The 20,979-nt window shown below is 74.6% G+C and carries 16 protein-coding genes; 14 read left to right on the top strand and 2 right to left on the bottom strand.

Features of this window, described 5'->3' with window-relative positions:
• The first annotated feature begins 677 nt into the window (after positions 1–677).
• Both ACFVVA_RS31510 and ACFVVA_RS31505 read left to right on the top strand, forming a co-directional pair.
• Positions 678–1,649: an aldo/keto reductase gene (locus tag ACFVVA_RS31510; protein ID WP_387694166.1), complete on the top strand. Its 972-nt coding sequence runs from the start codon at positions 678–680 to the stop codon at positions 1,647–1,649.
• Between the two features lie 16 nt (positions 1,650–1,665).
• On the top strand, positions 1,666–2,256 hold the full coding sequence (locus ACFVVA_RS31505; RefSeq protein WP_387694165.1) for a hypothetical protein: 591 nt from the start codon (positions 1,666–1,668) through the stop codon (positions 2,254–2,256).
• A 19-nt stretch (positions 2,257–2,275) separates the two neighbouring features.
• Here ACFVVA_RS31505 and ACFVVA_RS31500 read toward each other — a convergent pair whose 3' ends face one another.
• Positions 2,276–2,806 (bottom strand): hypothetical protein, encoded by a 531-nt coding sequence (locus ACFVVA_RS31500; RefSeq protein WP_387694164.1) that lies wholly within the window; start codon positions 2,804–2,806, stop codon positions 2,276–2,278.
• A 430-nt stretch (positions 2,807–3,236) separates the two neighbouring features.
• Between ACFVVA_RS31500 and ACFVVA_RS31495 the strand changes: the two genes are divergently transcribed.
• The 5 genes from ACFVVA_RS31495 to ACFVVA_RS31475 all read left to right on the top strand — a co-directional run bounded on the left by ACFVVA_RS31495 (position 3,237) and on the right by ACFVVA_RS31475 (position 6,388).
• A complete protein-coding gene (locus tag ACFVVA_RS31495; protein WP_387694163.1) occupies positions 3,237–4,226 on the top strand; it encodes an ATP-binding cassette domain-containing protein in 990 nt (329 codons plus the stop codon).
• Positions 4,227–4,228: 2 nt separating this feature from the next.
• On the top strand, positions 4,229–5,014 hold the full coding sequence (locus tag ACFVVA_RS31490) for an ABC transporter permease (protein WP_387694162.1): 786 nt from the start codon (positions 4,229–4,231) through the stop codon (positions 5,012–5,014).
• A 160-nt stretch (positions 5,015–5,174) separates the two neighbouring features.
• On the top strand, positions 5,175–5,450 hold the full coding sequence (locus ACFVVA_RS31485) for a hypothetical protein (RefSeq protein ID WP_387694161.1): 276 nt from the start codon (positions 5,175–5,177) through the stop codon (positions 5,448–5,450).
• The gene (locus tag ACFVVA_RS31480) at positions 5,369–5,896 is read left to right on the top strand and encodes a nucleotide disphospho-sugar-binding domain-containing protein (RefSeq protein WP_387694160.1); all 528 of its coding nucleotides are present in this window, start codon (positions 5,369–5,371) and stop codon (positions 5,894–5,896) included. Before ACFVVA_RS31485 ends, ACFVVA_RS31480 begins: the two co-directional genes overlap by 82 nt.
• Positions 5,897–5,950: 54 nt before the next feature.
• On the top strand, positions 5,951–6,388 hold the full coding sequence (locus tag ACFVVA_RS31475; RefSeq protein WP_387694159.1) for a MarR family winged helix-turn-helix transcriptional regulator: 438 nt from the start codon (positions 5,951–5,953) through the stop codon (positions 6,386–6,388).
• Positions 6,389–6,596: 208 nt separating this feature from the next.
• Here ACFVVA_RS31475 and ACFVVA_RS31470 read toward each other — a convergent pair whose 3' ends face one another.
• A complete protein-coding gene (locus tag ACFVVA_RS31470; RefSeq protein ID WP_387694158.1) occupies positions 6,597–7,895 on the bottom strand; it encodes an Ig-like domain repeat protein in 1,299 nt (432 codons plus the stop codon).
• A 438-nt stretch (positions 7,896–8,333) separates the two neighbouring features.
• On the opposite strand from ACFVVA_RS31470, the gene ACFVVA_RS31465 reads away from it, so the two are divergent.
• From ACFVVA_RS31465 to ACFVVA_RS31435, 7 genes are all read left to right on the top strand, one after another.
• Complete coding sequence (locus ACFVVA_RS31465) at positions 8,334–9,833, top strand: MFS transporter (protein ID WP_387694157.1); 1,500 nt, start codon at positions 8,334–8,336, stop codon at positions 9,831–9,833.
• The gene (locus ACFVVA_RS31460) at positions 9,830–10,486 is read left to right on the top strand and encodes a helix-turn-helix domain-containing protein (RefSeq protein ID WP_387694156.1); all 657 of its coding nucleotides are present in this window, start codon (positions 9,830–9,832) and stop codon (positions 10,484–10,486) included. Before ACFVVA_RS31465 ends, ACFVVA_RS31460 begins: the two co-directional genes overlap by 4 nt.
• A 175-nt stretch (positions 10,487–10,661) precedes the next feature.
• Complete coding sequence (locus ACFVVA_RS31455; RefSeq protein WP_387694155.1) at positions 10,662–14,333, top strand: DUF4132 domain-containing protein; 3,672 nt, start codon at positions 10,662–10,664, stop codon at positions 14,331–14,333.
• A 50-nt stretch (positions 14,334–14,383) separates the two neighbouring features.
• A complete protein-coding gene (locus tag ACFVVA_RS31450; protein ID WP_387694154.1) occupies positions 14,384–15,466 on the top strand; it encodes an AAA family ATPase in 1,083 nt (360 codons plus the stop codon).
• Positions 15,466–17,748, top strand: coding sequence for a DUF5682 family protein (locus ACFVVA_RS31445; RefSeq protein ID WP_387694153.1), 2,283 nt, complete (start codon positions 15,466–15,468; stop codon positions 17,746–17,748). The genes ACFVVA_RS31450 and ACFVVA_RS31445 overlap by 1 nt, the downstream gene beginning before the upstream one ends.
• Positions 17,745–18,887 carry a VWA domain-containing protein gene (locus ACFVVA_RS31440; protein WP_387694152.1) on the top strand — a complete coding sequence of 381 codons (1,143 nt, stop codon included), beginning with the start codon at positions 17,745–17,747 and terminating at the stop codon, positions 18,885–18,887. The genes ACFVVA_RS31445 and ACFVVA_RS31440 overlap by 4 nt, the downstream gene beginning before the upstream one ends.
• Entirely contained in the window at positions 18,884–20,923 is a 2,040-nt protein-coding gene (locus ACFVVA_RS31435) for a hypothetical protein (RefSeq protein WP_387694151.1), read from the top strand. Before ACFVVA_RS31440 ends, ACFVVA_RS31435 begins: the two co-directional genes overlap by 4 nt.
• Positions 20,924–20,979 lie beyond the last annotated feature (56 nt).

Below are 20,979 nucleotides of genomic sequence, written 5' to 3'. Positions count from 1 at the left end.
CGGCCGATCGGCAGGACGGATGGGCGAGGCCTCACCCTGGTCGACGAGCTGGCCGAGCCCACCGGGGATGCCGGCTCTCGACTCACTGACGCGGGCCGGAAAACGCCTCGTACGACCGGCGTCCCGGAAGCGACCGCTCCGCCGCGAAGGCGGTGGAGGCCCATGTCGCGCGCGCCGCCACCCATGCCGGGCGCCGGTCCGACCCCGCACCCGGCCACCGCCCCGGCCACCGCCCTGGCACGCATGGCTTCGCACGCCGCGAGGCTGGATCGCCTTCCCGCCAAGGGAGATCGGGCGAAGCGACCACCCGCGCCTACAGCCTGCGACCCACGACCCACGACCCGGCCGCGCCCGGCCGCGACCCGCCTCGGCCCGGTAACCACCGGGGCGGCCTCGCCGTCGAGCCGTTCGAGCGCAGAACGACGGAGCAGGCGCACACCCCGACCACGACGGAATCCAGCCGAGGCCTCGGCATGGCGTCGGACCGAAGGTAGTATCGGTTCCCGCACTGACTGACTGTCAAGTGCACGCTATTCATCGGAACTTGCTGGCGGGGGCGTCAGCCGACCCCTCAGGTGGGAGCGACGTAGGAAGTCGCGCCGAGCCGCGCCCCCCCTGTTCCCCACCCTCCGCACCGGAACCGGCCACCGAATCCGGTAAGAACCAGAAAGCGTCCATTGGTTGCCATCGCACATTCCGAGCTCGACGTCTTTCCACTCTGCCTCGGCGGCAGCGTCTTCGGATGGACCGTCGACGAGCCGACATCCTTCCGCGTCCTCGATGCCTACGCCGCCGCGGGCGGGAACTTCATCGACACCGCCGACTCCTATTCCCAGTGGGCCCCCGGAAACACCGGCGGGGAGTCCGAGTCCATCCTCGGCAACTGGCTGGCCGCGCGCGGTCAGCGGGACCGTTTCGTCATCGCCACCAAGGTGGGCCGACTGAACGGACTGTCCGGGCTCACGGCGAAGGTCGTCCACCAGGCGGTGGAGGAATCCCTGCGCCGTCTGCGGACGGATCATATCGACCTCTACTACACGCACGCGGACGACCCGGAAACTCCCCTCGAAGAGACCCTCACCGCACTCGACACGCTGATCACGGCAGGGAAGGTGCGCCACATCGGCGCCTCGAACATCAGCGGCCCCAGGCTGGCCGAATCCCTTGAGGTCTCGAAGAGTTCGGGGCTCGCCTCGTACGTGGCGGTCCAGCCTCCCTACAACCTCATGGAACGCGAGCCCTTCGAGAGTGGGATCGCCCCGGTCTGCGAGCGCGAGGGCGTCTCCTGCGTCCCGTACTTCGCCCTGGCGCAGGGCTTCCTGACGGGCAAGTACCGCGAAGGCGCACCCGCCGTTCCCAGCGTCCGCAGCGACGCGGCACGACCGTACGGCGAAACGCCCCGCGGCCGCGCGGTGCTCCGGACGCTGGACACGATCGCCGCCGAGCACGGCACCGCCCCCGCCGCGGTGGCCCTGGCCTGGCTGAGGGCGCAGCCCCATGTCGTCGCTCCGCTCGCCAGCAGCAGGACGCCCGAGCAGCTCGCCGAACTGATCCCGGGGGCGACCCTGGAACTCTCCCCGGCCGAGGTTCACTCGCTGGATCTCGCTTCACGGACCACCGCGTCGGACCACAGTGCGCATGTCGGCTGAAGGAAGAGGAGCCGCCGTGAACGTCACCCCCCATACCGCCCTGATCGGATTCGACGCCCTCAAGTCGTTCATCTCAGTAGCGCGCGATGAATACGAGGCCTGTACCCCGCAGGAACCACCCTCCTGTTTCGCCCTCCTGCTCGGCACCGTCGACGACGGTGTCGCGGCCGTCACCTCGGTCCAGTTCGCGACCAACGTCCGTGCCACCGACCCGATGGCGCTCGAAGAGTTCTCGAGCTCCATAGCGCCGTGCTTCGGAAGCGCCTACCGAAACCCCCGCCGGGGATTCTGGTGCAGCTCGAAGGATCTGATTCGTATTCACCGGCAGGCGGACCGTGACGGGGCCGAGATCCTGGGCTCCATCCATCTGCATCCCGACTGGCACCGGATCGGCCCGCCCGAAGAGCGAGGGCTGCGAATAAGCGAGGAGCCGACACCGATGGACCGCTACATGTTCGACAACAGTCGGTACCCGGTGAACATGATCTGCTATCTGGAATCCGGCCCGCAGGGGGTTTCCGCCGCGCTCGCGGCCTGGGGCCCTCCTCCTGAGGACGAGGTCGCGGCGCCGTGCCCCCGCCTCCTTCTGAGGTTCAGCGTGTCCTGAGGAACGGCAGGCTCACCCCTCACCACCGGCGGGACTCCGCCCCGGTCACGCTCGCGGATGTGACCGGGGCGGGGGCCGCCGGCCACCCCTGGGCGAGTACCGCCGGGGCGGGGCCGTCGGGGCGGGGCCGTCGGGGCGGACGGCGGTGCTGCTGTAGGCGGCGCTGGTGGGGGTGGGGGAACAGTCCGGTCGGCGTGGTCGCGGTGGCCTCGTGCCCGGCGACCGGCAGGGTGACCCGCTCGTCCCGGATGAACGTGTCGTGCCAGAGCATCATGGCGAAGAGCTGCCGCTCCGGGTCGTGGGAGACATCCAGTATCTCGGAGACATCGATCAGGACCCGGACGGCGGGGTCGTCGACGAAGCCCTCGAAGCAGTGGCCGCCGCTGCGGACCGCGATCCGCTTGCGGCCCCGGGCGGCCCGCTCGACCGCGGCGACCACCTGGCCGGGCGAGCCGACCAGGTGCACCACGTCCGGGGAGCCGGTGAAGCGGCCGTTGTGCCCGCGGGTGGTGAGTTCGGTACAGCGGGGGTCGTCCGGGCTGAGGACCACCGGCCCCAGGGGGCGGGCGCTCCGGCCTCCGGAGTGGCGGCGGCCGGGACACCGAGCAGCGTGGCTCCCCCGGCCATCGCCGATAGCTCCATCAACCGTCTGCGCGTGAGTCCTGCCATGAGGTTCACCGACCTTCCCGTGCGGCCTGCGGCCGATCGTCCGTCGGCGATCAGCCTGGGGTCCGTCGCTGGCCGGGCCGATGGAGGGTCGCTGGTCCGCGGCGCGCTCGAACGGGGTTCCGGAGGCGGGAAGAAGACTGTCAGCAGCACTGACAGTGACGTTATTGACGCTTCTAAGCTCTCAGAAGTCAAGAGCCCGGAGCAGCCGACTTCTCCTCCGCCTGGCCGGGGCCGCTCCGATCGGCCGCCGGCAGCCGTGGCCTCCGTTCCACTCCCCGCTCCGCCCTCCACGCCCCCGTACGGGAGACCTCATGATCCACACCCGCGGACTCACCCGAAGTTTCCGCGCCAAGGGAGAGACGGTCGAAGCCGTCCGCGGTCTCGACCTCGACATCGAGGCCGGCTCCGTGGTGGCCTTCCTCGGCCCGAACGGCGCCGGGAAGACCACCAGTCTGCGGATGCTGACCACACTGCTCCCGCCGACCGCGGGCACCGCCACCGTCGCCGGGCACGACGTGGTGGCCGACCCGGCCGGGGTGCGCCGCCGGATCGGCTACCTCGGCCAGGGCAACAGCGCCGGCACCGGGTTCCGGGTCATGGACGAACTCGTCACCCAGGGCCGCGCCTACGGCCTGAGCCGCGCCGAGTCGCACGCCCGGGCCGAACGCCTGCTGGACGCCCTCGAACTGGAAGGGCTGGCCCGGCGGACGGTCGGCACCCTCTCCGGGGGCCAGCGCCGCCGGCTCGACATCGCCATGGCCCTGGTCCACGAACCGGACCTGCTCTTCCTCGACGAGCCCTCCACCGGGCTCGACCCGCACAGCCGCGCCAACATCTGGGAGCACGTGCTGCGCCTGCACAAGGACCTCGGCACCACCATCGTCTTCACCACCCACTACCTGGAGGAGGCCGACCTGTGGGCCGGGCGGGTGCTGGTCGTCGACCACGGCCGGGTGATCGCCGACGACTCCCCGGAGCGCCTCAAGGCCGAACTCACCGGCGACCTCATCACCTTCACGACCGCCGACCCCGCCGACACCGGCCCGGCCGCCGCCCGGGCCCGCACCCTGCGGGCCGTTCGGGAGGTGACCGTCGAGGACCGGGAGGTGCGGGTCCGGACCTCCGACGGCGACGTCCGGCTGCCGGAGCTGCTGCGCGACCTCGACGCGGCCGGGATCCGGGTGCACAGCACCCGGATCGCCCGCCCCACCCTCGACGACGTCTTCCTCACCCTGACCGGACGCACCCTCCGGGAGAGCGCCGACGCCGGCATCCCGACCACCCCCCACCAGGGAGCCTGACCATGAAGGTGCTCACCGACACCCGCACCGCGTTCGCCCGCGAACTCAAGCCCGAACTGCGCCAACCCGTCGGCCTGCTCTTCACGATGATGCTGCCGTTCCTGCTGCTCGCCCTCTTCGCGCCGCTGCTCTCCAGCTCGGGCCCGGGCGCGGGCGCGGGCGGCGGGCCGGCCGGCGCGGGCTCGCCCTGGCAGTGGTTCGTCCCCGGCATGCTCGTCCTGCTCGGCCTGTCCGCCACGGCGGGAGCGGGCGCCTCGCTGCTCAACGAGATCTCCTCGGGCGCCTTCGAGCGGCTGCTCGTCACCCCGCTCAACCGGGCCGCCATGCTGGTCGGCCGGACGCTGAAGGAGGTCGTGGTCCTGCTCGTCCAGGCCCTGCTGATCCTCCTCCTGCTGCTGCCGACCGACTTCCGGCTGCACCTGCCGGGCGCCCTGGCCGGGCTCGTGCTGCTGAGCGTCTTCGGCGTCGGCATCGGCGCGCTGTCCTTCACCCTGGCGCTCCACTCCCGCCGCCGGCAGACCCTGTTCTACGGAGTACAGCAGGTGGTCTTCTTCCCACTGCTGCTGCTCTCCGGGGTGCTGCTGCCGATCACCGAGGCGGCCGCGCCGACCTGGCTCTACGTGCTGAGCCGGATCAACCCGGTGACCCACGTGGTCGAGGCCGAACGCGCTCTGTTCGACGTGCAGTTGACCGAATCGGTGGTGCTGTACGGATTCCTCGCGGCCGGCGCCGTCGCGACGCTGGGCGTCGTGGCCGGGATCCGCGGCATGCGCAACGCCTCGACTTAGTACCACTTCCGACGGAGCATCGAGTCCTCTGAAGGAGCCACCGTGACCGACCGGAGCGCGCCGGGCCCCGGCGCCCGCACCGTGGACGTCCGGTTCGACCCCGCCTGCCCGGCTGTCCGCCGACCACCTGCACGGCGTCTTCACCACCTGGACGCCGCTGGTGCACCGCAACACGGTGCCGGACCGGATGATCGACGACCTGGTCGCGTTCGCCCGGGACTGGCGGCCGGACCTGGCGGTCTGGGACACCATGACCTTCGCGGGACCGGTCGCCGCCCGGGCCTGCGGCGCCGCCCACGCCCGGCTGATGTTCGGCCTCGACCTGGTGGCCTGCTCCGCGAGCGCTGTCTGGCCGTGCTCGGCCGGCGGCCGGCCGAGCTGCGGGACGATCCGCTGGAGGAGTGGCTGGGGCAGGTCCTGGGGCGGTACGGGATGACCGGTCCGGGCCGCGGCTTCGACGAGGAGCCGGTGGTCGGACAGTGGACGATCGACCCGGTGCCCACCTCCCTGTCCCTGCCGCTCCGTACGCCCCGCGTCCCGGTCCGCTACGTGCCGTACAACGGCCCTTCGGCGGTGCCCGGTTGGCTGGACGAGGCGCCCCGCCGGCGCCGGATCTGCCTCACCCTGGGCGTCTCGTTCCGCGAGGTGGTCGGCGGGGACCAGGCGTCGGTCGGCGACCTCCTCGCGGCCGTCGCCGACCTGGACGTGGAGGTGGTGGCCACGCTCGACTCCGAACAGCTGGCCTCGATCGGGCCGCTGCCGCCGAACGTGCGCGCGGTGGACTTCGTCCCGCTGAACGAGCTGCTGCCGAGCTGCTCTGCGGTCATCCTGGAACACCTGGTCGCCGAGCACCGCTCCGGTCGGAGCCGCAGCAGGACATGACGTACCGTCGGAGGGGAAACGATCACGACACCCCCCGGTTGAGGTGAAACGCCCTTGAGGACCCACATCCCCTATCTCCTGGCTGTGGCCAGCACGGTGGCGACGCGCCGGGTGGACGATCACCTGCACGACTACGACCTGACGGTCCGTCAATACGGCCTGCTCACCCAGCTGTCCCAAGAACCCGGGCTGACCATGGCGGACCTGGCCCGTCAGCTCGGCATCGCCCGGCAGTCGGTGCACCGGCTCGTCGACGAACTGGTCGAGGCCGACCACGTGCGCCGCCGGCCCGGAGCCGACGACCGCTCGCGCCGGCTGGAACTCACCGACACGGCCCGCTACATGCTGACCCGGATCGACGGCCCGCTCGCACGAGTGGAGGCGGACCTGCTCGGCGACCTCGACCTGGACGAGGTCGAGACCCTGCGCGAGCTCCTCCAGCGGGTGCTGGCGCACGCCACCGACGACGAGGCGTGGCTGCCCGCCCGGTGACGTCCCCGACGGACGGAGGCCGGGAACGGGGGTCGAGAACGCGTCGAGGAGGGGTCGAGGCCGCCTTCCTACGCTCGCCCCCAATGGAGGCGGGGCCCGCGATTCGTCCTCGCGAGCCCCGCCCGGTATCACGCTGTCACCTGCACTGGCGGCCATGCTTGTTGCGGTTGACGAGGGTGTGCCCCTCGGTGCCGCTGCGGCATTCCGATCAGGGGGTCACCGTCACGGTGATGGTCTCGGGGTTGGCACTGTTGTCCTGGTACACCGAGTCACCGCTGTAGACGGCGGTGATGGTGTGGGTGCCTACGGTGCGGAAGGCGGTGACCGTCCCGGCGGCGGCGCACCTGCCGAGGGAGAGGGACAGGCGTCCGGTGCCGAGGGTCGTCCCGGTGGTGGTGTCGGTGAAGGTGACGGTTCCGGTGGGCCTGGTCGTGGAGCCCGCGCCGGGGCAGACGATGTCGCTGAGCACGACCGGCGAGCCGATCCGGGTGCGCTGGGGCATCGCGCTCAGGGTCGTGGTGATCGGCTTGCCCACGGTGTAGCTGATGATCACCTGGCCGTTGTGGTTCGCCGTCCCGATCGTGGACAGCGCGGAGGACGTCCCGGTGCCCGACGGGGTCGCGAAGCTGCTCCCGCCACCGCCACCGCCGCCGCTTGCCAGGGTGCCGGTGTTGTTGACGGCACCGCTGCCGCCGCCCCCGCCGGCGAAGTACCCGCCGCCCCCGCCGCCGCCCGCGCCGGTGGCAGTGGCGGCACAGCCGCCGTCGATCGCTCCGCCGGTGCCGCCGGTGCCGATCGTGGTACCGGCGAACCCGCCTCCCGGCCCACCCGCCGTGGCACTGCAGGGCGCGGCGGCGCCGGCGGCCCCGCCCGCACCACCCGTGGTCGTGCTGGTGCTGCCGCCGCCCCCGCCGTGCCCTGCCGCGGCCCCGGGGCCGGTGGCGCTTCCCGTGGTACCGCCGGTGGCATCGGGCGTTGTCCCGCCGTTGCCCCCGTTGCCACCCGTCAGGCTGCCTCCGGTACCCCCGGCGGCACCGCCGCCCCCGGCGACCACCAGGAAGGAGCCCGCGCTGACGCTGGACGCCCCGCCCCCACCCGGCCCTTCCGCCCGGAAACCGGTGACCGGGATGCCCCCGCCCGAAGCGCCGCCGTTGAACCCGCCGGCACCCCCCGTGCCCGTGCCGTTGCAGCCCTTGCCGCCTGTGCCGCCGACGTTGACGGTGACCGTCGTCGGGGCGGTGGTCTGCGGGAGGGTGGTGACGACCCGCGCCCCCGTTCCGCCCGTCCCCGTGACGGAACAGGAGGTGCCGGTGTTGTCGGCGCCGCCCGCGCCGTCGGCGGTGATCGTGACCACCGCCTGGGCCGGGATGGTGAGGCTCTGCGGCGCGCCGGTGTAGCCGAAGGTGAACACCGGGTCGGCTCCTCGGGTCCGCACCGGGGTGGTGGCCGGCGCGGACCCCGGTGCCGCGGCGGTCGCGGGGATCAGCCCGGTACCGGCCAGCGCCACGCACACCCCTGCCACGACCCCGGCCCGCCACCACCGCGCACGAGCCTGGAGGCCTGCCTCTCCTCCGGCGACGGGATGTCCTGGGGCGCGGTGTCCGATCACTGGTGTCTCCCGGTGTGATGGCTTGAGGTGAGGCTTCGGGGTGCTGGATCACGCGACCCGTACGGCGGTGGATCCCTGGTCCGGAGCGTGATCGACAGGCACAGCGTGACAACCGGACGGCCCTTGTGCCCCGATTGCTCCGACAGCGGCGTGCCGCACACCATCGCACTGGGCGGCACACGAACTCTCCGCCCGGGGTTCGACGGCCGGAGTATGTCATCATGTGATGACATCGCATGATGACAACGGGTGGCACCTCCCATCGGACACGGCTGGATTCCGGGGACTTCCAGCCCCCGGTCCGACCACTCGATCTCCGACGAAAAGGACACCCCGATGGAGACCCTGTCGACGCGCCGTGAACGGGCCCTGGTGCCCGTCCTGGTGTTCCTCAGTGCGGTGGTGGCGGTGATCAGCAGTCTCGGCGCGCCGATGATCCCCACCATCGCGGCCGTCGACCACGTCTCGCTCTCCGAGGCCCAGTGGTCCCTGACCATCACCATGCTGGTCGGAGCGGTCACCACCCCGGTGCTCGGCCGTCTGGGCGACGGACCGCACCGCCGTACGGTCACCCTCACCGCCGCCGCCGTGGTGGTGCTCGGCAGCGTGCTGGCCGCGCTGCCGCTCGGCTTCGGCTGGCTGGTCGCGGGGCGCGCGCTGCAGGGGGTCGGGCTCGGACTCACCCCGCTGGCCATCGCCACCGCCCGGGACAGCCTCGGCCCCGCGGCCTCCCGCTCGGCGGTCGCGCTCCTGTCCATCACCACCGTCGCCGGCGTCGGCCTCGGCTACCCGATCACCGGCCTGATCGCCGAATCCTTCGGCATCCACGCGGGCTTCTGGTTCAGCGCCGTGATCAGCGCCCTGGCCCTGCTGCTGGCCGCCCTGGTGCTGCCCCCGACCACGGACCGCGAGAGGCGCCCGCTGGACGTGCCCGGCGCGGTGCTGCTCGGCCTGGCCCTGGTCGGCCTCCTGCTCGTGCTCAGCGAGGGCGAGACCTGGGGCTGGGACAGCGCACGGCTGCGGACGGTGGCGGTCCTCTCGCTCCTGCTGCTGGCCGGCTGGCTGTGGCACGAGCTGCGCACCGCCCACCCGCTGGTCGACCTGCGCGCGCTGCGCAACCCCGTCGTCCTGACCGCGGACGTGGCCGGGCTGGTCGCCGGCGTCGGGATGTACCTGCTGATGTCACTGGTGATCCGCTACGTCCAGACCCCGACCTCCGCCGGCTACGGCCTCGGCGCCTCGGTCGTGGTCGCCGGCCTCGTCCTGCTGCCGTTCTCGGCGGCCAGCCTGCTGTCCAGCAAGGTGGTCCCCGGGCTCGCCCGGCGCACCTCCTCCGCCCTGGTGCTCCCACTGGGCTGCGCGGTCTCGCTGGTGTCGGTGCTGCTCTTCCTGTCCGCCCGCGACCACCTCTGGGAACTCATGGTGGTGATGGCGATCGCCGGACTCGGCGTCGGCTGCACCTTCGCCGTGATGCCGGGGCTGATCGTCAACGCGGTGCCGGCCCACGAGGTCGGCAGCTCGGTCAGCTTCAACCAGGTGCTGCGCTACGTCGGCTACTCCACCGGCAGCGCGCTGTGCGGCGCCGTGCTCCAGGCGCACACCGCGCCGGGACGGCAGCTGCCCACCGACAGCGGCTACCAGGACGCGGCGCTGATCGGCTGCGCGGTGTGGGTGGTGATCGGCCTGGCTACGATCGTCCTGCCGCGGCTCGGTGCCGCGACCGGCTCCCGGAGGGGTGCGCGCGTGGACGAGGGGCTGATCGTGGAAGAGAGCATCGACGACATGGTTGTCGGCGGGAGCGAGGCACCCGTCCTGCGGGCCGGGGCCGAGCGGTGAGCGACGCCACCCCCGAGGCCGGCGCCACCCCCGAGGCCGGCGGGTCCCCCGAGGCCAGCGGGTCCGCCGCCGCGACCGGCAACGGACCGGGGCCCGCGGCACCCCGGCGCCGCGACGCCGCCCGCAGCCGGGAACTCCTGATCCGGGCGGCGACGGAACTCTTCGCCGAGCGTGGATTCGAACGCACCACCATCCGGGAGATCGGCGACCGGGCCGGCGTCGACCCGGCGCTGATCGCCCGGTACTTCGGCGGGAAGACGCAGCTCTACCTGGCCGCCGTCCAGATGGAGCTGGGCGACACGGCACCGGCCGACCTCCTGGAGGAGGACCGGCTGCGCGGCCTGCTGGAACGCTTCTCCCGGCGCGGCCCCGGCCCGACCTTCCAGGCCGCGGTGCTGCCCGGCGACAACACCGAGGTGCAGCGGGCAGCGCGCACCTACCTCCACGAGCGGCTGGTGCAGCCGCTGCAGGACCGCTTCACCGCCGAACGGGCCGACCGGCCGCGGCTGCGGGCCGAACTGGCGGCGGCGGCCTTCGCCGGGATCGTCCTGGCCCGCACCAGCGGCGCGTTCGACGAACTCGCCGAGGCCGACTCCGAGGACCTGCTCCCCCTCCTGCACGACCTGCTGGCCGCGAGCCGGCCCGCCCGGTAGGCCGTCCGCCGCTCCGGACCCCGCCGCTCCGGACTCCGCCGCTCCCTCGCCGCTCCGAACCCCGCCGTGGACGGCCTGCCGGGCCGCCGCGACAGGCGGTCCGGCGGTCGGCCTGTCGGTGGGCCTCGCTACTGTTCCTTCCCTGATCAAACGTGTCGAGGAGAGGGGCGGAGCTGTGCGGCGCTGGGAGTTCGTCGAGGGCGGCTCGGACAAGTTCTGGGAGGCCACGGTCGACGATGTCGCGGTGACCGTGCGCTACGGCCGCTCCGGCACCGCCGGGCGGGAGCAGAGCAAGGAGTTCCCGACCGCGGAGGCCGCGCAGGCGCACTTCGCCAGGACGGTCGCCGAGAAGGAGCGCAAGGGCTACCGGGAGACCGCGGCCGGCGCGGCGCCCGTCCCGCAGCCCGTCGCCCGGCCCGTCGCGTCGACCCCGCAGGCCCCGCAGGCCCTGCCGACCCCGCAGGCCGCCGCCCCCGAGCCGCCGGACGCCCCGGTCGACGAGGACGCCTTCGTCCTGCCGGAGGCCTGGCGGAGGGCCCTGGTCCCCCGCCGGGGCGGCATCTCCCGCCCGCCGGCCGCCGCGGTGAAGAACGCGGTGGACGGGTACCACGCCTCGCTGAGGCGGATGGACGACTGGCTGGAGCAGGCGCTCACCTCGGACCGCAGCGACGCGGACCTGGTGGAGGCCGCCCGCGCCCACCGCTCCGGCAGCCGGAACCCGGTCGGCGCGGCGGTGCTGGCCGCGGTGTTCGCGGTCTCCGCCGACAACAAGGTCCGGACGGCCGCCGACGCCTGGGTGGCGGAGTTCGGCCTGCCGTTCGCGGCCAGGGCCACCGTCGAGCTGTTCGCGGTGGCCGTCAAGACCGATTGGAACGGCTCACGCGCCCTGAACCCGCGCGTCCGGCGCGCGTCCGGCCGGACGGTGGCGGCGTTGCGCCCCGCCGCGGATCGCGTCCGGTCGCTGCTGGCGGCGTGCGACGAGGAGACCCACCGCACGGCGGTCGAGGCCCTGGCCGGATGCCGGACCGACCTGACCCGTCTGGTGGCGGCGGCGTACCTGGTGCCGTCCCAGTCCGACTGGGCCGAGGAGTGCGCGACGTCGGGCGCGCGGCTGGGCTCGGCCGAGTGGTCGATGCTGCTGTGCTCGCTCTCCTCGGCCGAGCCGCTGGAGAAGCTCCCCCAGCTGCCGAACCTGGGCTGGGACGGCTGGACCACCGAGATCATCGCGACCATGGCGGAGGGTCTCGGGGGCGGCGCCGCACCGCTGCTGCTGCACGCCCTGACCAACAACTACCTCTACAGCGACAAGCAGAAGCACCTGCTGAACGCGATCGCCGAGCTTCCCTCCGACCAGGGCTTTCGGGGGCTGCTGACCCATCAGGAGAACGGCAAGGCGGCCCGTGGAGCCCTGGTGGCAGCCATGCGCCGCTTCCCCCGGCGCGCGCTGCGCCTCCTCGCGGAGGCCGCGGCGGCGTCCGCCGATCCGGCCGCGCAGCGGCTCGCCAGTCAGCTCCTCACCGCCCACGTCGCCGCCCACCGCGCGACCGCGATCGAGCTGCTGCCGGAGCTGACGCCGGAGCAGGCAGCCGTGGTCGGGCCGCTCACCGATCCGGGCGACCGGGTGCCGGACGTCCCGGCCGGTTCGCTGCCGGAGCTGTTCACCAGCCCGCCGTGGACCCGGCCGCGCTCCACGGCCAAGCCCCGCGTGCTGACCGGCCTCACCGCGCCGCAGGAGACGCAGCTGCGGTGGCTGCCGGGTGAGCGGGAGGCGTGGGCGGTCTCCGAGTCCTGGTACGCGAACTGGTCGAACGCCGACTGGCAGCGGATCGCCGGCACGATGCGGGCCGCGGACGGGCAGTCCGGCGCCGCACGGCACCGCTCCAACCGGAACGAGGAACTGGCGCTGTTCGCGTACGGCGACGAGCAGCTGGGCCGGCCGCTGATCGCGCAGTGGCGGGGCGAGGAGTACATCTGGGACGCCACGGGCGCGCTGCGCCGGGTCGCCGCCCGCTTCGGCCCGGACGCGCTCGGGCCGATACGGGCCGCCGCGCTGCAGAACCCGGCCGCGCACGCGGCGCTGCTGCTGCCGTACCTGGACGTCCGGGTGGCCGAGACGATGGCGGACTGGCTGGTGCGTCTCAAGTCGGCCGGGGACACCGCCCGTTCCTGGTTCGCCCGGCACGGCCTGGACGCGGCCCCGCTGCTGGTTCCGGCCGCGGTCGGGAAGGCCGGAGCGGCCCGGCGCAACGCCGAGCACGCCCTGCGGCTGATCGCCGCCGCGCACGGCGCCCCGGCGGTGCACGCGGTGGCCGGCGAGTACGGGCCGCAGGCGCAGGAGGTGGTGGGCGCGCTGCTGTCGGCCGACCCGCTGGTGAACGTGCTGCCGGCGAAGCTGCCCCAGCCCGGCGACTGGGCGGAGCCGATGATGCTGCCGCAGCTGCTGGTCCGCGGCGGCGAGGGCGCGCTGCCCGCCGAGACGGTGCGGCACGTGCTCACCATGCTCGCGCTGTCGAAGCCCGGGGCGTTCTACCCGGGCCTCGACCAGGTGGCGGAGGTGTGCGAGCCGCAGTCGCTGACGGCCTTCGGCTGGGCGGTGTTCGAGCAGTGGCGGATGGCCGGCATGCCGTCCCAGGACGGGTGGGCGCTGCACGCGCTCGGCCGGATCGGTGACGACGGGACGGTCCGCCGGCTGACGCCGGTGCTCCGGGCGTGGCCGGGCGAGGGGGCGCACCACCGCGCGGTGGACGGCCTGGAAGCGCTGGCCGCGATCGGCAGCGACGTCGCCCTCCTCCACCTGCACGGCATCGCGCAGCGGGTGAAGTTCAAGGCCCTCAAGGCGCGGGCGCAGGAGAAGATCGCCGAGGTGGCGGCCGGGCTCGGCCTGTCCGGGGAGCAGCTGTCGGACCGTCTGGTGCCGGACTTCGGGCTGGACGCCGACGGCACCACCGTCGTCGACTACGGCAGCCGGACGTTCACCGTGGGCTTCAACGAGCAGCTCAGGCCGTACGTTCGTGACGCGGACGGCACCCGCCGCAAGGACCTGCCGGTCCCCGGGGTGAGGGACGACGCCGAGCTGGCGCCTGCCGAGCGCAAGCGTTTCGCCGCGCTGAAGAAGGACGTCCGCACGGTGGCGGGGGACCAGATCCGCCGGCTGGAGGACGCGATGGTCACCCGGCGGTCGTGGACGGCGGAGGAGTTCGATCAGCTGTTCGTCGGGCATCCGCTGCTGTGGCACCTGGTGCGCCGGCTGGTGTGGCTGGCCGAGGCGGACGGCGCCACGACGGCGTTCCGGGTCGCCGAGGACCGCACCCTGGCGGACGTCGCGGACGAGGTGTTCGTGCTGCCCGCCGGGGCCACCGTCCGGTTGGCCCACCCGCTGCTGATCGGTGCGGAGCTCGCGGCGTGGTCGGAGCTGTTCGCCGACTACGAGATCCTGCAGCCGTTCCGTCAGCTCGGCCGCCCGGTGTACGTGCTGAGCGACGAGGAGCGGGCGGGTCACCGCCTGACCCGCTTCGAGAACGGTCCGGTGCTGCCCACCACCCGGCTGGTCGGCATGGAGCGGCGCGGCTGGCAGCGCGGCGAGCCGCAGGATGCGGGCGTGGAGCGCTGGCTGTCCCGCCGGGTCGGGCCCGAGCGCTACGTGGTGCTCGCACCGGAGCACGGCATCGCGGTCGGCATGCACGACGTGTATCCCGAGCAGCAGGTGGAGACGGTGTGGCTCGACACCCGCCCCGGCGACTACTGGACTCGCAACCGGACCTTCCCGACCTTCGCCGAGCTCGACCCGGTGATCGCCTCCGAGGTGATCGCCGACCTGACCGAGCTGACCGAGCCGACCACACCGTGACGGCGCACCACCTCACCGACAGCCACGCGAACCACCCCGGGAGGGCCGCCATGACCGCCACCGCCGAGGAACAGCTCCAGCGTCCGCCCGCCGAGATCCGGTACGCCGAGGAGCTGGCGGCGCTGCGCGCCGAGGACCGCGACCCGCGCCCGCCGGGCTGGGAGCTGAGCCTGCGCGCCGCCCGCCGGTTCATCGTCGGCGACGAGGCGGCCGGCATCGACCGCAAGTTCGTCGGCGATCCGGCGCTGGTCGAGCGCGCCCTGGTGACCCTGGCGACCAACCGCGGCCTGCTGCTGGTCGGTGAGCCGGGCACCGCCAAGTCGCTGCTGTCGGAGCTGATCGCGGCGGCGGTCAGCGGCACCTCCCGGCTGACCGTACAGGGCGGCGCGGCGACCACCGAGGACCAGATCAAGTACTCGTGGAACTACGCCCTGCTGGTCTCCGAGGGCCCCTCCACCCGCTCGCTGGTGCCCGCGCCGATGCTGCGCGGCATGGCCGAGGGCCGGGTGGTCCGGTTCGAGGAGATCACCCGCTGCCCGCTGGAGGTGCAGGACTCGCTGCTGTCCCTGCTCTCCGAGCGCGTGGTGGCGATCCCCGAACTGGACGGGCCGGAGGGGATGGTCTTCGCCAGGCAGGGCTTCAACGTGATCGCCACCGCCAACACCCGTGACCGCGGGGTGAACGAGATGAGCGCGGCGCTCAAGCGCCGGTTCAACTTCGAGACAGTCTTCCCGATCCCCGACCTGGACACCGAACTCGCCCTGGTGGAGGCCGAGTCCGCGCATCTGCTGCACCGCTCCGGGGTGGCCGCCGCGCCCGACCGGGACCTGCTGGAGGTCCTCGTCACCACGTTCCGCGAGCTGCGGGCCGGTGAGGGCGGTGACCGCCTGTCCGCGGTGATGAGCACCGCGGAGGCGGTCTCGGTCGCCCACGCGGTCGGACTGCGCGGCTGGTACCTGCGCGGCGAGGCCGGCAACGCGGCCGACCTGGTCGCCAGCCTGGCCGGCACCGCCGCCAAGGACAGTCCGGAGGACCTGGCCCGGCTGCGCCGCTACCTGGAGCAGCGGGTCCCGCGGCGGCGCGGCCCGCACTGGCACGCCGTGCACGAGGCCCGCCACCTGCTGGCCGGCTGATGCCCGCGGTCTTCCTCGGGGTCCGCCACCACTCCCCCGCCTGCGCCCGTCTGGTGGCGGACACCGTCCGACGGCTGCGGCCCGCGTACGTGCTCGTCGAGGGGCCGGCCGACCTCAACGGCCGCCTGGACGAGCTGGCCCTCGGCCACGAACTGCCGATCGCCGTGTTCAGCCACTACCGCGACACCGAGCGCACCGCCACCACCTGGACGCCGCTGTGCGACTACTCGCCCGAGTGGGTGGCGCTGCGGGAGGGCCGGGCGGCCGGCGCGGAGGTGCTCTTCGTCGACCTGCCGTCCTGGCACCCGGCGTTCGAGCTGCGCGCCAACCGGTACGCCGACGCGGAGGCCCGGTACGCCGAGGCCACCGCCCGGCTGTGCGGGCGCTTCGGCACCGGCTCGGTGGACGCCCTGTGGGACGGCCTGTTCGAGGTGGCACCGGCGGACGGGCTCGCCGAGCGTCTGGACGCCTACTTCGACCTGGTCCGCGGGGACGCCGAGGCGGACGAGGGCGACCGGGCCCGCGAGGCGTACATGGCGGCCTGGATCCGCGCTGTCCTGGCCGAGGCGGGAACAGCGACCGTGCTGGTGGTCACCGGCGGCTTCCACACCCCCGCGCTCCGCACCCTCGCCGAGCGGCCTGCCCAGGTGCCCGGCCGGCCCGCGCTGCCGGCGCCGCGAGCCGGCGCGGTGTCCGGCAGTTACCTGGTGCCCTACTCGTTCCGGCAGCTGGACGCCTTCGCCGGCTACCAGTCGGGCATGCCCTCGCCCGCCTACTACCAGCGGCTGTGGGAGGACGGCCCCGAGGCCGCCGCCGACCATCTGCGGCAGTCCGTGGTGTCGCGGCTGCGCAAACGCCGCCACCCCGTCTCCACGGCCGACCTGGTCGCCGCCGCCGCGCTCACCGGCGGCCTGGCCGCGCTGCGCGGCCACCCGGTGCCGGCCCGTACCGACGTGCTCGACGGCCTGGCCGGCGCGCTGGTCAAGGACGACCTGACCCAGCCGCTGCCCTGGTCGGAGCGCACCCCGTTGGCGCCCGGCAGCCACCCGGTGGTGGTCGAGATGGTCGCCGCGTGCAGCGGCTCCCGCACCGGGCGGCTGCACCCCGGCACCCCGGCACCGCCGCTGGTCCACGACACCGCCGCCCGGCTCGCCGCGATCGGGGCCACCGGCACCCGCCCGCTGACCTGCGAGCTCACCACCGAGGACGGTCTGACGGCCAGCCGGACCCTGCACCGGCTGCGCGTCCTCGGCGTGCCCGGCCGCCACCGCACCGCCGGACCCGCCCACGGCGCCGACCCGGTCACCACCGAACGCTGGGAAGCCGGACCGGACACCGGTCGCGACGCCGCCCTGATCGAGGCGGGCGCGTACGGCGCCACCCTCGACGAGGCCGCCGTCAGCGTCCTCGCCGAGCGGGCCCGTACCACCGGGCCCACGGACACCGAACTCGCCGCCCTGCTCCTCGACACCGTGCTGTGCGGCGCCACCGCCCTCACCGACCGCCTCCTGACCGCGCTGACCGCCGTCCTCGCCCGCCACCCCGACCCGGCTGCCCTCGGCTCCGTCCTCGCCACCGCGCTCGGCCTGTGGCGGCACGACCGGGTGTACGGCACCGCCCGCAGCCCGCTGCTGGCCGCCGTCATCGACGGCGCGGTCGCCCGCATCCTGTGGCTGGTCGAGGGCGCGCACGGCCGCTCCGGCACCGATCCGGCGCGCCTCGCGGCCCTCGCCGCCGTCCGCGACGCGCTGTGCCACGCCCCCGACCTGCTCACGGTCACCCCCGAGGACGCCGCCGCCCTCGCCCTCCGCATCGCCCGCGACCCGCACGCCCCCGCCGACCTGCGCGGCGGCGCCCACGGCCTCCACCTCGCCCTCACCCCCACGGCCGATCCCGACCTCGCCTCCGCCGCCCTGCACGCCGCGGGCGACCCCGGCGCGCTCGGCGACTGGCTGGCCGGCCTGTTCGCACTCGCCCGGGAGGAGGTCACCGCCGACGCGGGCGACGGCTCCCTGCTGGCCGCCGTGGACTCCGTCCTCGCCGAGCTCACCGACGCCGGGTTCCTCGTCGCCCTCCCCGCCCTGCGCCAGGCCTTCGCCTGGTTCCCGCCGCGCGAGCGCGAGCGGATCGCCCGCCGTCTGATCGAGCGTCGCGGCCTGCGCGGCTCCGCCCGCGCCCTGCTCCGCACCACCGCCGACCCCGCGCACCTGGCCGCCGCCCGCGCCCTGGAGGAGAACGTGACCGCCCTGCTCGACCGCCACGGCCTGCGGAGCGCCCGGTGACCGCGCCCGAGCCCACCCCCGCGACGGCACCCGACCCCGCCCTGGAGCGCTGGCGCCTGGTCCTCGGTTCCCCCGCCGATCCCTGGACCGGCAGCCCGGGCGCCGACGGCGCCGCCCGCGACGCCGCCCTGGAGTGGCTGTACGGCCGCGACGAGGACCTCGACCGCCGCGGCATCCGCGGCGCCGGCGGGGAAGCGTCCCGGGTCACCGCGGTCGACTGGCTGGACGACATCCACCGGCTCTTCCCGCGCGAGACGATCGAGCGCCTGGAGCGCGACGCCGTCGAGCAGTACGGCATCGACGAGATCGTCACCGACCCGACCGTCCTGGAGCGGGTCGAGCCGAGCGCCGCCCTGCTGCGCGCCGTGCTCCGCACCAAGCACCTGATGAACGAGCAGCTGCTCGGCCAGGCCCGCCGCATCGTGGCCGCGGTGGTCCGGCAGCTGATGGAACGCCTCACCCCGGAGCTGCGCCGGGCGTTCACCGGCGCCCGGTCCGCCCGCCCGAGCCGCCGCCCGCTCGCCCGCGACTTCGACTTCCGCCGCACCGTCCGGGCCAATCTCGGCCGCTACCGTCCCGCCGAGCGGCGCATCCTGATCGAACGCCCGCACTTCCACTCCCGCACCCGCCGGCACCTGGAGCAGTGGCAGCTGATCCTGCTCGTCGACCAGTCCGGTTCCATGGTCGGCTCGGTGATCCACTCCGCGGTCACGGCGGCCTGCCTGTGGAGCCTTCCCGGCCTCAAGACCCATTTGGTCGCCTTCGACACCCAGGTGGTGGACCTCACCTCCGACGTCACCGACCCGGTGGAGCTGCTGATGCGGGTCCAGCTCGGCGGCGGCACCGACATCGCCCGGGCCGTCGACTACGCGGCCGGCCTGGTGGAGAACCCGCGGCGTACCGTCCTCGCGGTGGTCAGCGACTTCTACGAGGGCGGCGACCGGTACCGGCTGCTGCGCACCGTCCGCTCGCTGACCGGGCAGGGCGCCACCGTGCTCGGACTCGCCGCGTTGGACGAGGAGGCCGCCCCCGCATACGACCGCGAGCTGGCCGGGCAGCTCGCGGACGCCGGCGCGCACGTGGGCGCGATGACACCGGGAATGCTCGCCGAGTTCGTCGCCGAGCGGCTCGGCCGATGACCGCCGCGACGCGGGCCGATCTGCTCGCCCTGGACACCGACACGCTCGCCGCACTCGCCAATCGCGGCCTGGTGAAGCGCGCCGCCCGCGAAGTCGCCGCGGGCGACGGGCCGGTGCCCGGCCTCGACCTCGACGGCACGCTCCGCGGCACCTGCCCGGACGGCAACTCCGTCGTCCTGCCGCCCGGCACCGGGCTGGACGGTGGCAGCTGCACCTGCGGCGCCCCGGGCGTGTGCCGCCACCGGATCGCCCTGGTCCTCGCCCATCAGCACGCCGCCGCCGACGCCCCGCCGGGTCCTGCCCCCGGCCCCGCCGCTTCCGGCACCCCCGGCACGCCCGACGCCCCCGGCGCGCCCGGCACCCCCGCGCCCGCCCCCGCGTGGTCCCCCGGCGCGCTGGACGACGAGGCGCTGACCGCCGCCGTCGGCGCCCGCGCCGTGGCCGCCGCCCGCCGGACGCTGGAGCGCGGTTATGCCGCGCGGCTGCACCACGCGCGCCCGGACGATCCGCAGCCGGTCGCCGAACTGGCCTCCTGCACCGTCCGGTTCCCCGTCCCCGGCGAGCTGGGCTTCGCGGTGACCGACGCCGCGCAGGACCGCCGCGGCGAGATGATCGCCCTCGCGGTCTGGGCCTTCCGGGCCGCCGACGGCCGCCCGGCCGTCACCCTCGGCGGCCGTCCCGAGCCTGATGCGGGCATCCCGCCGGTCCTGGACGCCGCCCTCGGTCTCGCCCGCGAGCTGCTGCTCGACGGCGCCGTGCACGCCGGGCCGGTCCTCACCGCCGATCTCCACCGGGTGCGCGACGAACTCGCCGACCGTTCCCTGCACTGGCCGGCCGGCCTGGTCGCCGACCTGATCGGCCAGCTCGACGCGTACGCCGCCCGGTCCGCCGACCACCGGCCCGAGGAGCTGGCCCTGCTGCTGGCCGAGCTCCACGCCCGTCACCACGCCGCCGCCCGCCCCGGCGCGTCCCGGTCGGAGGTACTCGGTGTCCGGGAGAGCGCCGAGACCCCACTGCGCCGGATCCGCCTGACCGCGCTGGGCTGCCGGATCCGCGGCACCGCGACGACCCGGTCCGCCGAGGTGTACCTCGCCCACCCCGCCGCCGGCACCGTCCTGGTGCTCCGCCGCAGCTGGGACGTCCCGGCCGACGGCCGTCCGCCGACCGGGCACGCGCCGGCCGCCCGCCGGATCGCCGGCCACCGCCTCGACGCCCTCGCCGCCGGCAACGTGGTCAGCGAAAGCGCCGTCCGCAGCGCCGCGCGTGAACTCCGCCTCGGCCGCGGCCGGACCGCCGCCACCACCGTCACCCCGGTCGGCGGCGCCTGGACCGACCTGCCCGCCCCGCTGCTGCTCACCGACCTCGACGCCCACCTGCGCACCCTGGAGGGCCGGCCGCCGCGGCTGATCCGGCCCCGCATCGCCGCCGAGTCCCTGCACGTGGTGCGGCTCTCCGCCGTCGAGGGGGTCCGGTACGACGCCGCCGAGCAGCGCCTGGAGGCCGCGGTCCGCGACGCCGCCGGCAACCCGGCCACCCTCGCCGCCACCTACGACCCGGCCTGCCCCGGCTCCCTCGACGCGCTCGCCGCGGCGCTCGGATCCGGCGCCGTCACCCACGTCAGCGCCACCCTCCGACGGGCGGCGGGCCGCACCGTCCTGGAGCCCGTCGCACTCCTCGCGGGCGACACCGTCGTCGTCCCCGACCTCGCTCCCGGCTCCGCGTCCACCACCCTCGGCCCCGCCGCGCCGCCGTCGGCCGACCCCGTCGCCGCCGACCTCGCCGAGGCGCTCGCCGCCCTCGCCGACACCGCCCACCGCGGCCTGCGCCACCCGGACGGCCCCACCCTGACCCGCCTGGACCGCACCGCCGCCCGGCTGGACCGCGGCGGCCTGGCCACCACCGCCGGGCTCCTGCGCGCCCTCGCCCACGCCGTGCGCGCGGGCGACCCGGACGCCGCCGCCCGCACCTGGTCGGACGCGGCCGTCCGGCTCGCCGTCACCGTCGAGGCACACCGGGAGACCGCCGGCCGCCCCTGAGCACCTTCGCCGAGGACGCCCCCGAGGTCCGCACCGGACTTCGCACTACCCCTGGG

This window comes from Kitasatospora sp. NPDC058048, from assembly GCF_042885555.1.
Classification (GTDB): domain Bacteria; phylum Actinomycetota; class Actinomycetes; order Streptomycetales; family Streptomycetaceae; genus Kitasatospora; species Kitasatospora lactacystinica.
Note: the sequence above shows the minus strand (reverse complement) of the source record. Positions and strands in the feature narration are given on the sequence as shown.